This is a genomic window from Metapseudomonas resinovorans DSM 21078, from assembly GCF_000423545.1.
Taxonomy (GTDB): Bacteria; Pseudomonadota; Gammaproteobacteria; order Pseudomonadales; family Pseudomonadaceae; genus Metapseudomonas; species Metapseudomonas resinovorans.
In genome coordinates, this window is the sequence record NZ_AUIE01000023.1 from 1 (window position 1) to 14,081 (window position 14,081).

General features: G+C 63.7%; 12 protein-coding genes and 1 pseudogene. 9 read left to right on the forward strand and 4 right to left on the reverse strand.

Going from position 1 to position 14,081, the window contains the following annotated elements; all coding sequences use genetic code 11:
• A pseudogene (locus G559_RS29035) lies at positions 1–450 on the forward strand (DUF2931 family protein); the annotation flags it as partial.
• Between the two features lie 25 nt (positions 451–475).
• Positions 476–619 (forward strand): hypothetical protein, encoded by a 144-nt coding sequence (locus G559_RS30435; protein ID WP_155945733.1) that lies wholly within the window; start codon positions 476–478, stop codon positions 617–619.
• 84 nt (positions 620–703) lie between these two features.
• Here G559_RS30435 and G559_RS0116505 read toward each other — a convergent pair whose 3' ends face one another.
• The 3 genes from G559_RS0116505 to G559_RS0116515 form a co-directional block, all read right to left on the reverse strand.
• Positions 704–1,447: a DUF3726 domain-containing protein gene (locus G559_RS0116505; RefSeq protein ID WP_028629291.1), complete on the reverse strand. Its 744-nt coding sequence runs from the start codon at positions 1,445–1,447 to the stop codon at positions 704–706.
• Complete coding sequence (locus tag G559_RS0116510; RefSeq protein ID WP_028629292.1) at positions 1,447–3,165, reverse strand: hypothetical protein; 1,719 nt, start codon at positions 3,163–3,165, stop codon at positions 1,447–1,449. The genes G559_RS0116505 and G559_RS0116510 overlap by 1 nt, the downstream gene beginning before the upstream one ends.
• Before the next feature lie 171 nt (positions 3,166–3,336).
• Entirely contained in the window at positions 3,337–4,242 is a 906-nt protein-coding gene (locus G559_RS0116515; RefSeq protein WP_028629293.1) for a LysR family transcriptional regulator, read from the reverse strand.
• Between the two features lie 93 nt (positions 4,243–4,335).
• Here G559_RS0116515 and G559_RS0116520 point away from each other — a divergent pair, with 93 nt between their 5' ends.
• The 6 genes from G559_RS0116520 to G559_RS0116545 all read left to right on the forward strand — a co-directional run bounded on the left by G559_RS0116520 (position 4,336) and on the right by G559_RS0116545 (position 10,949).
• On the forward strand, positions 4,336–5,778 hold the full coding sequence (locus tag G559_RS0116520; RefSeq protein ID WP_028629294.1) for an aldehyde dehydrogenase family protein: 1,443 nt from the start codon (positions 4,336–4,338) through the stop codon (positions 5,776–5,778).
• A gap of 13 nt (positions 5,779–5,791) precedes the next feature.
• A complete protein-coding gene (locus G559_RS0116525) occupies positions 5,792–6,778 on the forward strand; it encodes a dipeptidase (protein ID WP_028629295.1) in 987 nt (328 codons plus the stop codon).
• Positions 6,779–7,013: 235 nt separating this feature from the next.
• Entirely contained in the window at positions 7,014–8,564 is a 1,551-nt protein-coding gene (locus tag G559_RS0116530) for a BCCT family transporter (RefSeq protein ID WP_036997503.1), read from the forward strand.
• 50 nt (positions 8,565–8,614) lie between these two features.
• A complete protein-coding gene (locus tag G559_RS0116535) occupies positions 8,615–8,986 on the forward strand; it encodes a RidA family protein (protein ID WP_028629297.1) in 372 nt (123 codons plus the stop codon).
• Between the two features lie 301 nt (positions 8,987–9,287).
• A complete protein-coding gene (locus G559_RS0116540) occupies positions 9,288–9,680 on the forward strand; it encodes a GFA family protein (RefSeq protein WP_028629298.1) in 393 nt (130 codons plus the stop codon).
• Positions 9,681–9,908: 228 nt separating this feature from the next.
• Positions 9,909–10,949 carry a GlxA family transcriptional regulator gene (locus G559_RS0116545; RefSeq protein WP_036997504.1) on the forward strand — a complete coding sequence of 347 codons (1,041 nt, stop codon included), beginning with the start codon at positions 9,909–9,911 and terminating at the stop codon, positions 10,947–10,949.
• Between the two features lie 63 nt (positions 10,950–11,012).
• On the opposite strand, the gene G559_RS0116550 is transcribed toward G559_RS0116545, so the two are convergent.
• Positions 11,013–12,722, reverse strand: a complete 1,710-nt coding sequence (locus tag G559_RS0116550) for an amidase (RefSeq protein WP_028629300.1) — start codon at positions 12,720–12,722, stop codon at positions 11,013–11,015.
• 426 nt (positions 12,723–13,148) lie between these two features.
• Between G559_RS0116550 and G559_RS0116555 the strand changes: the two genes are divergently transcribed.
• Positions 13,149–14,060, forward strand: a complete 912-nt coding sequence (locus G559_RS0116555) for a LysR substrate-binding domain-containing protein (RefSeq protein WP_028629301.1) — start codon at positions 13,149–13,151, stop codon at positions 14,058–14,060.
• Positions 14,061–14,081 lie beyond the last annotated feature (21 nt).

The following is a 14,081-nucleotide window of genomic DNA, read 5'->3' on the forward strand; positions in this document are numbered from 1 at the left end:
ACGCCGAAGAATTTGAATAGTACCGACCCACGCGGCTGGCCGGAGCGGCCCGGTGCTGGAAAGGGCAAGCAGGTGCTGGGCGCCGACCTGCCACGCTTGCTCTACGTGCGCTGGCAGTCGCTGGCCGAGCCGCAAACCTAAGAGGTTTACATCGTGATTCCCGAGGCCACCCGGCTGGCGATGGTGAAGCCTGAGAGAGGCTATTGTGCGGCCAGAGGCCAGTGGCGCGAGGATTATCGCGACATGCTGTCGATCGGCCTGGCGCCGGGTGGTATTGCCAGGGTCTGGCTTATGGGGGCCTGCCTGTCTGCTATCGACGTCGCACGGGTGCAGGGCACTGTGGTAAAGGCAGGTCCCTATGACGGGACATCAGAAGGACGACATAGACCTTTGTCTGCTACATCCAGGGCCTATATCGAGAAGCATGGGATTCACTATGACTCGTGGTAGAGCCTGCTCAAGACAAGGACGTGTCATGAAACAGTTGATTGTCTGGATCACACTCTTATTGATTTCGGGTAGCGCCAATGCTGCTCGCAGCGAGCAAGTTTCGAAGTTGGTGGGGTTCTACTCGCTGCGTGGAGTGATTTCGATTGCAAGCCGTCACAAATACCGCTGACTAGGCTCGGCACTCGGCAGTTGCCAGCACGACCCGGACCACCACGCGTGCCATGGGTGTCCGGGCCGGTTTTCCTCTTGGTGCTCAGCGTCCGCCGGCACCGCTGCGCGAGCGCTCGGAGTTCTCCACCAGTACGGCCTCGGCCAACCCGTTGAGGCGTTGCCACAGGGCGGGGGAAACCTCCATGCCGTTCTCCAGGGCCTGCTCACCGGCCAGGGCGAACTCCGCCGGGGAGACGCGTCGGTCGTACTGGACTGGGGTGGGCTCGGTCAGGCGCTGCGGGTCGCTCGGGATACCAAGCGTCAGGCTCAGTGATTGCCGTTGCGCCAGGGGCGCGTCAGCTGCGAGTTGGTACGTCTGGTAGGTCGGGTTTGCATCGCCGGCGTCGATCCACGCCACATGCCGCTGGACTGGCCCGTGGCCGTTATCCCAGGAGGCCTGTGCCCACAGGCCCTGCCGCGCGCACGCTGTCAGCAGTCCAAGGACGAACTTGCGGTTGTGGCAGTGAAGGAAGTCGACGCGCACCAGTCCCTGCTCCAGGGCCTGGACGCTGGCCAGTTCCAGTAGCGCCGGCAAGCAGTTGAGGGCGCTGCGGCCATGACACTCGACGGTGAGCGTGGCCGGCCCTTCGGCGATGAGTTCGGCCATTGGACGTTCGCGGTCGGCTACCAGGTCCAGCGCCCGCTCCAGTTCGCCCAGGCCATCTTCGCCGTGCAGGTGCAGCCAGCCCACCAGGGCCGCTGCGTCTTCGTAGGTGCCCAGGGCATAGCCCATGCCCTCGAACACGCGCTTGAGCAGGGCCTTGAGTTCATTGGCGGAAATCAGCATCAAGCGTTCTCCTGGGTAGGGGCGAGCGGCAGGAACCAGTCATCGTCGAAGGGCTGGCCGATGTCCTCCAGCAGGGGCGCGCCCTGGAACATGGTGTTGCGCACCCACAGGCGCGAACGCGGGTCGAACTTGCTCACCCCGAAGAACGACAGCTTGCAGCGCAGCAGGTGCATGGGCAGCACGTCACGGTCCAGCAGGTTGGCGCGGATCTCGCCGTAGTGGGTGCGGGCCATGGTCTGGATACGGCGGACGATGCCGCGTTGCTCCGGATGACGGAGCAGGAAATGGGCGACCTTGTGGGCGGGGTTTTGCGCCAGGTACTCGGAGAGGCGTTGGTGGCACTGCTGCACCAGGTAGCCGATGCCGAGGGGCATCTGCTTGTCCCGACCGTCATCGAGGCTGCAACTGCCGAGTCGCGGCTCCTGCTTTTCTTCGGAGCGGTACCAGAAGGTTTCCTGGGCACCCTCCGCGCTGAAGTCGATTGCCAGGGCCCAGTCGTAACTTGTCTCGATCAGTTCTTTCAGCCGGCTGGCGGACATTTCCGGGTTCAGTTCCAGTTGCTCGGGCAGGGCGAGACGGTCTTCCAGTTCGTCTACCAGCTCCGGGTGCAGTTCCAGGAGGATGCAGTTGATCAGCTCCTGCCCTTGCAGGCTGGCGCGCTTGTGGGCCCAGTCCTGCAGGGACTGCCAGGCCTGCAGCGGTTGCAGGTCGAGCCCGGCGCGCAGGGCCAGCAGGTCAGCCAGGACGCGCTGGTTGTGGCCGGTCTGCCATTCGTCTTCGGTAAAGGTTTGCTCGAGATGGCGGATGGCACGTTCAAGCAGTTGTGGCAGGCGGGCCAGTTGCGCGGCCGTTGGGGCGCCGGCAAGGATGCGCGCTAGCGCCAGTTCGCGCATTTCGATCCAGCGGCTGATCAGTTGCGGGTGGTTGATCAGGTAGGGCGCCATGCCAAGGCCGGTGGAATTGCCGATGCCGAAGTAGCGCTTGAGGGCCGGGGCGAAGGGCACGGCGGTTTCCGGTGAGCGGCGCCGGGCAATGTGTTCGGCCTGTTGCAGGCTGAAGTTGCGCAGCATGAAACAGGTGAACATTTCGGCGGCAAACGGGCGGGCGAAATCCGGGTGCTTGCGGCTGACTTTTTCCCAGTCGGCCATGCCCAGCTTGCCGCTGCCATAGACGGCGGTGGTGCGGTAGAGGTAGCCGACCCGGGCGATCTGCGCCACATCGGGCTGGCGCCCCTGGCTCAGGGCCTCCACCACGCTGTCGAAGTTGCGCACGCTGCGGTTGGCGCGGGACAGCACCATCACCTTGGCGTCGAGCCGGCCCGCTTCCTGCAGCGGCACGTTCTGGCGCAGGTAGTCGACATAGGCCTCGTCCACCTCGCCTTCGCAGAGCGCCATGGTCAGGTCCCATTCGCTGGCGATGACCCGGTCGTTGCGCTTTTCCGGCGCCAGGTACTGGGAGAAGAGTACGAAGCTGAACAGGTCGCCGCGGGTACGGATGCGGTAGATGACTGTGCCGTAGCCATCGGCATCCAGCTCGAAGCGCGGCGCCTCGATCTGCCATTGCTCGCGCATGATCCGGCGGACCAGGCTGCGCATGAAGCTCAGGCGGCTCTGGTGCAGGCTGCCGAGCCGCTCCAGGTCCATGACCAGGTGGGCAGGGCGCATGTACGGAGTCGCGGCCTCGGGCAGGCCGGATTCCACGATCGAAGGGGTGCTCATTCTGGGGCCCTCAACTGGCGTTCACCGCGCACCGTTGCCTGCTGGCTTTCGGGCGGCGGCTTGTTATTGATCTGCCGCCGATGGTGGGACAGCAGGCCCCGCGGAGCAATTCAGATCGCCCTATCGTTTGATAAGGAAGCCTTATTCAAATGGCTTCGTCGATCAGTCGGGTTATTGCCATTCCTCCGGGTCCAGTTCGTTGTCGCGCAGGATGAACTCGAACAGGGCCTGGGCGGCCACCGGCAGGGAACGGTTGGCCTGGCGCACGATGCCGATGTCGCGGGTCACCAGCGGGTCAGCCAGGGGAATGAAGCGCAACTGGCCGGGCTCGGCCGGGAAGGCGAAGCGGGGCAGGGTGGTGATGCCCATGCCGGCCTCGATCATGGCCAGCAAGGAAATCATGTTGGAAATATAGAACTGCGAGTCGCTGACCAGCTCCTCGGCGCGGGTGCCGGCCAGCAGGCGCGAGGTGCCGTTGGCGATCAGGCGCTCTCCGCGCAGTTGCTGCCAGCCGAGCTGCGCTTCGCCGGCCAGCGGGTGGTTCTGGTGGCAGACCACGCCGATGCTGTCTTCCCAGATGGGAATGAAGCGGATGTCGCTCTCCGCTTCCCATAGGCTGGAGATGCCGAAGTCCACCTGCTGGTTCTCCACCATGTTCAGCACCGCCTCGGAGTTATCGTCGAACAGGCTGACGTGCAGGTCGGTGGCATCACCAATGAAGCGCGTGAGGATATCCGGCAGCAGGCGGCTGGCGATGGAGGGCACTGAGGCGATGCGCAGGTGCCCGGACTTGTACTGGGCGATCAGGCTCATGTCGCGCACCACGCGGTCGTGGTGCTCGATCAGCTCCTTGGCATAGGCCAGGAACTGCACGCCGAAGGGGGTCAGCTCGGGCTTGGTGACCCGCGCATTGCGCTTCTCGAACACGGCCTGGCCCAGCTTGCCCTCCAGGTCGCGGATGGACAGCGAAATCGCCGGCTGGGTGCGGTGCGCCCGTTCAGCCGCGGCGTGGAAGCCCTGCAGCTCGGCGACCCAGACGAAATGGCGCAACTGCACGATCTTCAGGTCCGGCAGCATGGTAAGTTTTCCTTATCAATCAATATTCACAACTAATTTTAGTTTATCTGAGACGGCACCTACCATGCGCTCAAAGCGAGAACGGAGGTGCACATGCCCAGCAAGATCTTCAACAACTACATCGGTGGCGCCTGGGTCGAAGGTGCCGCGAGTGTTGCCAACCGCAGCCCGGCCAACGTCGACGACGTGATAGGCCACTACACCCAGGCCGATGCCGCTCAGGTGGATCAGGCGCTTGCCGCCGCCACAGCCGGCCAGGCCATCTGGGCCCGCAGTGGCCTGGAGGAGCGCTACCAGGTGCTCATGGCCATCGGCAACGAACTTATCGCCCGCAAGTCGGAACTCGGCGAGCAACTGTCGCGGGAAGAGGGCAAGACCTTGGCCGAAGGTGTCGGCGAGGTCTACCGCTCCGGGCAGTTCTTCCACTACTACGCTGCCGAAGTCCTGCGGCAGATGGGCGAGACGGCCGATTCGGTGCGCCCCGGCGTGGAGATCGAAGTCCGTCGCGAGCCGGTCGGCGTAGTCGCCATCATCACCCCCTGGAACTTCCCGATGGCCACCGCCGCCTGGAAGATCGCCCCGGCCCTGGCCTTCGGCAACGCCGTGGTGTTCAAACCGGCCAATGCCGTGCCGGCGAGCGCCTGGGCGCTGACCGAGATCATTTCCCGGCAGGCCCTTCCGGTGGGCACCTTCAACCTGGTGATGGGCAGCGGTGCCGAAGTCGGCGAGCGCCTGATCCACTCCAGCGGCATCAATGCCCTGAGCTTCACCGGCTCGGTTGAAACCGGCCGCCGGGTCGCCGCCGCAACGGCCGCCAACTTCGTCCGTTGCCAACTGGAAATGGGCAGCAAGAACGCCCTGGTGGTGCTCGACGACGCGGACCTGGCGCTGGCGGTGGAGTGCGCGGTGAACGGCGCCTTCTTCGGCACCGGCCAGAAGTGCACGGCGTCGTCCCGCCTGATCGTCACCGAGGGCATTCACGACCGCTTCGTCGAGGCGCTGATCGAGCGAATCAAACAGCTCAAGGTCGGCCATCCGCTGCACGAGGGCGTGCAGATCGGCCCGGTGATCGACGAACGTCAGCTGACGCAGAACCTGCGTTACATCGAAGACGCCAAGGCCGAAGGCGCGCGCCTGGTCTGCGGCGGCGAGCGCATTGCCGAGGAGCACGAGGGCTTCTACATGCGCCCGGCGCTCTTCGTCGACACCCGCAACGACATGCGTATCAACCGCGACGAGGTATTCGGGCCCATCGCTTGCGTCATCAAGGCGAAGGACTACGAAGAGGCCCTGGCCATCCTCAACGACACGCGCTTCGGCCTGACCGCCGGGATCATGACCCAGTCGCTGAAATACGCCAGCGACTTCAAGCGCCGGGCCAATACCGGCTGCGTGATGGTCAACCTGCCCACCGCCGGCACCGACTATCACGTGCCTTTCGGTGGCCGCAAGGATTCCAGTTTCGGCCCGCGCGAGCAGGGGCAATACGCCCGCGACTTCTACACGGTGGTCAAGACCGTCTACGTGCGTCCCTGAGGGAGAGAGCGCCATGCAAGAGCTTCTGATGATCGACGGCCTGCAGTACTCCAACTGGAGCCCTGAGCTGTTCCGGCAGATGCAGGAAGGTGGCCTGAGCGCCGTCCACGCCACCATCGCCTACCACGAAACCGCCCGCGAGACGCTGTCGCGCATCGGCGAATGGAACCGCCGCTTCGAGGCCTTTCCCGAGCTGATCCGCCCCGTGCGCCAGGCCTCGGACATCCGCCTGGCACAGCAGGAAGGACGGGTGGGAATCTTCTTCGGCTTCCAGAACTGCTCGCCCATCGAGGACGACATCGACCTGGTGGAAGTCTTCCGCCAGCTCGGCGTCTTCATCATGCAACTGACCTACAACAACCAGAGCCTGCTGGCGTCCGGCTGCTACGAGCGCGAGGACAATGGCATCAGCCGCTTCGGCCGCCAGGTGATCGAAGAGATGAACCGCGTCGGCATGCTCATCGACATGTCCCACAGCGCCGAGCGCAGCACCCTGGAAGCCATTGAGCTGTCGAGCCGGCCGGTGATCATCTCCCACGCCAACCCCACCAGCTTCCATGCAGCCAAGCGCAACAAGTCCGATGCGGTGCTGCGTGGTATCGCCGAGTCCGGTGGGCTGCTCGGTTTCAGCACCTATCCCTTCCACTTGCGCGGCGGTTCGGCCTGCCGGCTCGACGAGTTCTGCGACATGGTCGCGCGCACCGCCGATCTGATGGGCATCGACCACATCGGCATCGGTACCGACCTCTGCCAGCAGCAGCCGTTGCAAGTGCTGGAGTGGATGCGCAATGGCCGTTGGAGCAAGGCCAAGGACTACGGCGAAGGCTCGGCGGACAACGCCGATTGGCCGGCCCCGTTGCACTGGTTCCGTGACAGCCGCGACTTCCCCGTCATCGCCCAGGGCCTGCGCCAACGCGGCTTCGCCGAGGACGAGGTGCGCAAAATCATGGGCCTGAACTGGCTGAACCTGCTGGAACGCGGCACCGCGCCGCAGAACTGATCTACCCACCCCGTGAGGACGCCATGAACAAAAACAAGAACAGAGCCTCGTCCAACTCCCGCCGTGGAGCTGGCCTGTGCCCACCCGCACACCACCATCACCCGCTGCCTCCAGGGGGCGCGCGCGACATGCGCCCCTTGCGTTGACGAAACGACCCTCGTCGTTTCGAACCCCTGGTCATTCGCCCCGCGCGTGCCGCATGCCGGCGGGGCCTAAGCTACAACCTGGAGGCATCATGAAAGTGTTCCCGACCCAGACCATAGGCAGCACGCCGATGAAGCACCCGGCACTGCAAGGCATCGACTGGCCGCTGTTCGTCATCAGCGGTGGCTTCCTGCTCAGTTTCCTGGTGGCGGCGCTGGTGGACATCGACGCCGTCTCGGCGCTGGTCAACACGCTGTTCGCCTGGTCGACGAAAGTCTTCGGACTCTACTGGCAGGTGCTGATGCTGGCGACCTTCCTGGTCAGCCTGGGCATCTGCTTCAGCAAGTGCGGCCGGGTGCGCCTGGGTGGCGTCGACCGGAAGCCGGAAACCAGCACCTTCAACTGGATCGCTGTGATCATGTGTGCACTGCTGGCCGGTGGCGGCGCCTTCTGGGCGGCTGCCGAACCGCTGATGCACTTCGCCAGTCCGCCGCCGCTGTTCGCCGGTGTGCAGCCGAACACCGAGCAGGCCGGCCACTTGGCCCTGGCCCAGTCCTTCGTGCACTGGGGCTTCCTCGCCTGGGCGGTGCTCGGCAGCCTGCTGGCGATCGTGCTGATGCACCTGCACTACGACAAGGGCCTACCGCTGGCGCCTCGCACGCTGCTGTATCCGCTGCTGGGCGAGCGCGCACTCAAGGGACCCATCGGCAACCTCGCCGATGCCGCCTCGATCATCGCGGTCGTCGCCGGCACCATCGGCCCGATCGGCTTCCTCGGCCTGCAGATCAGCAATGCACTGCAAGCCGTCTGGGGCCTGCCCAATGACCTGCTGACCCAGTCCATCACCATCATCCTGGTGACGGCCATGTACACCACCTCCTGCCTGGTGGGCCTGAACGGCATCCGTTTCGTCAGCGAGATCAACGTCTGGCTGATGATCGGCCTGGCACTGTTCATGATCGTGGCCGGCCCGACCCTGTTCATCCTTTCGGGCTTCCCCGTGGCGTTCGGCATTCAACTGGAAAACTTCCTGCCGATGACCCTGTACCGCGCCGATCCGAAGTGGCTCGACTGGTGGACCGTGTTCTACTGGGGCTGGTTCATCGGCTATGCACCCATGATGGGCCTGTACGTGGCCAAGATTTCCCGGGGCCGCAGCATTCGCCAGATCATCATGACCCTGTCGGTCATCGCGCCGCTGGTCACCATGTTCTGGTTCACCGTGGTCGGCGGCACCGGCATCGGCCTGGAGCTGCAAAACCCCGGCACCGTCACCGCCCACGGCACCCAGCCCGAGGCCATGTTGCTGGGCGTGACCCAGAGCCTCCCGCTGGCGGGGCTGGTGTCGGCGCTGTTCCTGTTCCTCAGCTTCATCTCGGTGGCCACCAACGGCGATGCCATGGCCTACACCGTGGCCATGGCGATGTCTGGCAACGACTCGCCGAAGAAGTGGCTGCGCGCCTTCTGGTGCATCGGCATGGGGCTGGCTGCGGTGGTGCTGATCACCATCGGCTCGGGCGGGGTCACGGCGTTGCAGTCCTTCATCGTCATCACCGCCGTGCCGGTGTCCCTGCTGATCCTCCCCGCGCTCTGGAACGCCCCACAGATCGCCCGCCGCCTGGCGCGCGAGCAGCAGGTCTAGTCCCTTGGGAGGGCTTGTCCCTCCCTTTTTTCTTCCCCCTGGAGAGTTCAATGAAACAGGCAGTCAGCACCCGTTTGTACCCGTCCAAGGCCCCGCTGGAGTGGGCCGTGATCGGTAACGGGACCTTGTACACGGCGCAGATCCCCATCGATGTCGAAGGGCGTGTGGTGGAAGGGGGCATCGAGGCGCAGGCGCGGCAGACCCTGGACAACCTCAAGCACACCCTGGATTGCGCCGGGCTGGGCCTGGACGCGGTGACCCAGGTGCTCATCTACGTCACTGACCGCAGCTACCTGGCCACGGTGAATGCGGTCTACGCCGAATACTTCGCCGCCCCCTACCCGAACCGCGCTGCCGTGGTCGTGGCGGGCCTTGCTCGCGAGGAGATGCTGGTGGAACTGGTGGTTTACGCGGCGGCCTGATCGGGCCCCGTCCTGGCCCTTGCCGGCGATCCCGGAAGGGCCGGTCTATCGCTCGCGGGCGCAAGGAAGACCCGGTGAAACTGCATGAACACCACCCGATAGGCGATTGATTGGGTAATGCCGTGCGGTTCAAGCTCGTCACGAAGCCAGCCATGGCGATGAGGCGAGGCCGATAGCCACTCGTTGCAACGGTGTGGCTGCTATTTTCACAAGCAGCGGAAATGGCTGGCACAGCTTCAATGGGCACCCGGCGAGGTTCGTTGCCAGCATCCCGACGGCTAGATAGCAGAGGAGACGCAGCATGGACCGATTCACAGGCGGTTGCCTTTGTGGCGCCGTCCGGATTGTGGCCTCGGGGCTCCCCTACCGGGTCGGCCTTTGTCACTGCCTCGACTGTCGCAAACATCATGGCGCCCTGTTTCACGCATCTGCCGTGTTCCCGCAGGACGCGGTGACGATCGATGGCGAAACACGCGACTACGCCGGGCGGTATTTCTGTCCTCGCTGCGGCTCGTCCGTTTTCGCCCGCACCGCAGACGAGATCGAAGTGAACCTGGGCACCCTGGATGCCCCCGACCAACTAAGGCCAACCTATGAAAGCTGGACCGTCCGTCGCGAGTCCTGGTTGCCGCCGTTCCCTCTCACGAGGCACTACGACCGCGATCGTGACCCCACGAGTCGCTTCGAGGAGTAGGTGGCACGAACGCCGCAAACGCCGTTGCAAGGTGACCGGGACGTATGCCCTGATCGAGCCATCGGAGCCGATGTTCGAGGACGCCGCCTTCGAGTAGGGGATGCGTCGCGAAGGGCAATTGCAGAGACGGTTGCGGCACTGCCTGACAGCCCGGACTGTGCGAAGCTGTTTGCGCTGCTGTTCGATGCAGCCTTGTCGGGTGGTGCCTGAGCGCCTGTGAGTCGAGAGATGAGAACGTCATTCGAGAGCGTGTTGAAGAGCAAGAACCTGGCACATCTGGATAGGGCCAGCCGTGCCGGGTTGACGACGTCGGTCCGCCGCGTGTCCTTCGTCCTGCGCGAGCATTTTTCGATGATGGCGTTTACCGGCGCGGTAGACGCCCTGGTTACCGCCAACCTGATGAGTTCGACGCCCGTGTTCGAGGTGCAGGTGGTCGGGGGTGAGAGCAACCTGGTGTTGAGCGACCTCGGGATTGCCATTGCCGCCGATTGCCCCCTGTCGGAGCTGGACGAAAAACACCAGGACATCATCGTGGTGTGTGGCGGTTTCCGTGTCCGCCTCGAGAGCGACCCCCTGCTGCGGGCGAAACTGCGCCACGCTGACGCCGCGGGTTCAGTGCTTGGAGGGCTCTGGAATGGCTGTTACTTCCTTGCCGAGGCGGGGCTGCTGGATGGCCATGACTGCGCATTCCACCCTGACGGGCGGGCAATGATGGCCGAACTCTTTCCCAAGGTGAGGGTGACCACCCATTCCCACGTACTCGACCGCAAGCGGATCAGTTGCGCCGGCGCGAACAGCTCGTTGGGCATGATGCTGGAGGTGGTCGGGCACAGCGCTGGTCAGGAGCTGCTGAATGCTGTGGAGGAGGTGCTGGGCTGCGACAAGATGCGGGAAGTCGTCGATGTGTCCGTGGTGTCGATCGACTTCGACCCGACCCTGCCGCGAACCCTCAAGCTCGCGTTGGAGCTGATGCACAGCAATATCGAAGACCCCATAGAGATCGACGAAATCGCCCGGCATGCGGGCATCTCCAGGCGACACCTGGAGCGCCTCTTCCGTCGCTACGTCAAGGCAACTCCGCCGCGGTACTACCTGGAGTTGCGCCTTACTCACGCACGCCAGTTGTTGCAGCACACCAACAAATCCCTCATTGAAATAGCGGTCGCCAGTGGATTCGCCACGCTCCCGCATTTTCATCGCTGCTTCCGCGAAAAATTCGATATAGCCCCCGGGCAGTTTCGCAGCCGCACTCAGTTCAAAGTCGGATAAGCAAAACGCCGGTTGCTCGCTGAGGGATGGGCTTGTACCGCGCCCATCCCGCCAGCTCCCTATCTAGCCGCGTTGCAGCGGTGGGGTTCGCGGTGGAATCAATCGCCTGGTCCCCGTCGACTCGAACGCCGAAGCGAAACCAAGCAGCGCCGAGTCATCGTACGCACGACCGGCGAACGTCAGCCCAACGGGCATGCCGATGTCCGGCATCACGCCCATCGGCACGGTTACCGTGGGGACGCCCAGGTGCCGGATGGCCAGATTGCCATTGGCGACCCAGACACCGTTACTCCAGGCGATATCCGCAGACTCGGGATTCACATCGGCATCCGCCGGGCCCACGTCGGCCACCGTCGGGAACAGCACAGCGTCGAGCCCCAGGCGATCCATCCAGTCTTCGAGGTCGATGCGGCGGGTCTGCTCCAGTCCGCGCAGGCCATCGGGCAACGTGGGAATCTGGTCCCACTGCTTGATGCCGCGCTGGGCCATTCGCACGTATTCGTCCATGCCTGCGGCCAGGTCGCCTTCGCGGTTTGGCAGCGTGCCCGGATCGTGCGGGAAGATCTTCGGACCGTCGACGTCGGCAAGACGGTTCAGCTTGGGATCGCCGTTGGCCCTCAGGAAATCATCGAAGCCCCAGGCCGACAGGTCCCACAGTTCGTCATGGAGGAATTCCTTGGATACCAGGCCGCGGTTGAACACGGTCGGTGCGCCCGGCCGGTCGCCCTCGCAGTTGGACACCAGCGGGAAGTCGACCTCGACCACTTCGGCGCCGGCGGCTTCCAGGGCCTTGCGCGCCTCTTCCCAGAGCGCGATCACCGACGGGCGAGTGTTGATGCGTTGCCCGGTCGGGCCACCAATGCCCGGCGCTTCGCTGGTGCCGGCATCCGGGTCCTTGTTGATGAACATGCGCGGCACGCCGAAACGCTTGCCCGCCAGGGCTTCGGCCTGCTTGGCCAGCTCCAGGTAGGACGCGGGGCGTACCGAATCAACGCTTGGGATCGGCACCCAGGGCTGCAGGCGCCACAGGTCGCCACGCGTGTCCGGGTCCTCCGCCACTACGACGTCCAGTACCTCGAGCAGGTCGGCCATGGTTCTGGCGTAGGGCACGACGACATCCATCGTCGGCGTCAGCGGCCAGTTGCCGCGCACCGAGATCACCCCGCGCGAAGGCGTATAGGCGCACAGGCCATTGTTCGATGCAGGCCCGCGTCCGCTCGACCAGGTTTCTTCAGCAACGCCGAATGCCGCAAAACTGGCCGCGGTTGCGGTGCCCGCACCATTGGACGAACCCGACGCGAAGGGCGCGGTGAGGTAGTTCGCGTTGTAAGGGCTTTCCGCGCGGCCATAGACCCCGCGCTGCATGCCGCCGTTCGCCATGGGCGGCATATTGGTCTTGCCCAGGCAGATCGCTCCCGCAGCGCGAAGTCGTTCGATGGTGAACGCATCGCGATAGGCGATCAGGTCCTTGAATGCCGGACTGCCGGAGGCCGCAGTCAGTCCCTTCACCAGGTAGCTGTCTTTGGCGGTGTAGGGGATGCCATCAAGCGGCCCCAGCGTTTCGCCCCGGGCCCGGCGGGCGTCGGACGCCTCGGCTTCCTTCAGCGCATCGGGGTTGCGAACCACCACCGCGTTGAGGGCCGTGGGTGTGTCGGGGCCATCATAGGCATCGATCCTGGCGAGATAGGCCTGGACCAGCTCAACCGCAGTCGTCCGACCGGATTCGAGCGCGGCACGCAGTTCGGCAATTGAAACCTCGGTTACCTCGATCATGCTGTCACCACCGACGGCTGGTGGGACCTGTGGTGACTTCCATCACGCGGCATCTCGGGTTCAGGGGCATCAATCCGCTCAAAATCGGCTTTCATATCGGTCCTCGTTTCGCTGCATTACGCGACAGGGGCTGGACTCACAATCCAGGCTAGCAAAGTTCTAGTGGGCACTATTTTGCACCAACAGGGGGCGGAGTACTCGGTGTAGAGGTTTACCCACTGTGTCGCTTCCGGCCGAAGACGCAAGTCAATTCCACCTCGCGGGTACGTTCTCAACACAACAGCAGAGGTGCGAACGTGCGGGCAACCACAATCCGCATGCGAGGCAAAATACTCAGTTCATTTTGTTCCGCTGGCGCACCTAAACCCAAGGCGGCCCGTTAAAATGACGAACTTATAAAAAAGGAATGGATGGGTGCGTCAAACCGTGAAAATCCAACCGCTTCCGCCGCTTAACAGCCTGCTTGCCTTTGAATCCGCTGCGCGTCACCTGAGCTTTACGATCGCAGCCAAAGAGCTGAACGTCACACAGGGCGCGATCAGCCGTCAGGTTCGTCTGCTCGAAGAGTATCTTGGCAAGGCGTTGTTCACCCGAACGACGCGCAGCATGAGCCTGACTCCAACCGGGAGTCAGTACTACGAAACGGTGCGTGAATGCATGCTGCACCTGGCCCGTTCGACCGGCGAGATTCGTCAATGGCGAGGCGATCAGCAGGTAACCGTTGCTACCAGTACGGCTATGGCATCGCTCTGGCTACTGCCCAAGGTCGCGGAATTCCAGAGCCAGCACGAAGACATCGACCTGCGCATCATTGCTCATGACCATGTGAAGGACTATTCCAGGCTCGATAGCGACCTGGCGCTCTACTACTGCGGTACGCCTCCCAAAGGAATGGAGGTCACTCCGCTGTTTTCGGAAGAGATTTTCCTCGTATGCAGCCCGGGTTATCTGGAGAAGCACCCGCAACTGCGATCCGTTGATGGGCTCTCGTCCTGTACCTGGCTATGGCTCGAAGATTCGCAGCGGGACTGGATTGGGTGGCCGGAATGGTTCAAGCGTCTGGGGTATGAGCTTCTGACCCCGAAACACCGGGTCAATATCAACAGCTACAGCATGCTTATCCAGTCGGCGATCAGTGGACAAGGTGTCGCTCTGGCGTGGGGCAACCTGGTGGATGAACCGCTAAGCACGGGCGCTTTGGTCAGGCCGAATGACGTCATCCTTCAGACAGATGCTAAGTTCTGCTTGCTTGAATCTCCGAGCGAACGCGGCCCACGTCAAAGTGTGCGGTTATTTCGGGATTGGCTGATGGCTTTGCCATCAGTGCGGGGTGAGTGAAGCCCAGAACGACCGAAGCCG

What these genes read in the sequence shown, in the direction of transcription:
- G559_RS0116505 (WP_028629291.1), bottom strand. Translation starts at nt 1,447, where the DNA reads ATGCTGATTTCCGCCAATGAACTCAAGGCCCTGCTCAAGCGCGTGTTC.
- G559_RS0116515 (WP_028629293.1), bottom strand. Translation starts at nt 4,242, where the DNA reads ATGCTGCCGGACCTGAAGATCGTGCAGTTGCGCCATTTCGTCTGGGTC.
- G559_RS0116540 (WP_028629298.1), top strand. Translation starts at nt 9,288, where the DNA reads ATGGACCGATTCACAGGCGGTTGCCTTTGTGGCGCCGTCCGGATTGTG.
- G559_RS0116520 (WP_028629294.1), top strand. Translation starts at nt 4,336, where the DNA reads ATGCCCAGCAAGATCTTCAACAACTACATCGGTGGCGCCTGGGTCGAA.
- G559_RS0116525 (WP_028629295.1), top strand. Translation starts at nt 5,792, where the DNA reads ATGCAAGAGCTTCTGATGATCGACGGCCTGCAGTACTCCAACTGGAGC.
- G559_RS0116530 (WP_036997503.1), top strand. Translation starts at nt 7,014, where the DNA reads ATGAAAGTGTTCCCGACCCAGACCATAGGCAGCACGCCGATGAAGCAC.
- G559_RS30435 (WP_155945733.1), top strand. Translation starts at nt 476, where the DNA reads ATGAAACAGTTGATTGTCTGGATCACACTCTTATTGATTTCGGGTAGC.
- G559_RS0116535 (WP_028629297.1), top strand. Translation starts at nt 8,615, where the DNA reads ATGAAACAGGCAGTCAGCACCCGTTTGTACCCGTCCAAGGCCCCGCTG.
- G559_RS0116510 (WP_028629292.1), bottom strand. Translation starts at nt 3,165, where the DNA reads ATGAGCACCCCTTCGATCGTGGAATCCGGCCTGCCCGAGGCCGCGACT.
- G559_RS0116550 (WP_028629300.1), bottom strand. Translation starts at nt 12,722, where the DNA reads ATGATCGAGGTAACCGAGGTTTCAATTGCCGAACTGCGTGCCGCGCTC.
- G559_RS0116545 (WP_036997504.1), top strand. Translation starts at nt 9,909, where the DNA reads ATGAGAACGTCATTCGAGAGCGTGTTGAAGAGCAAGAACCTGGCACAT.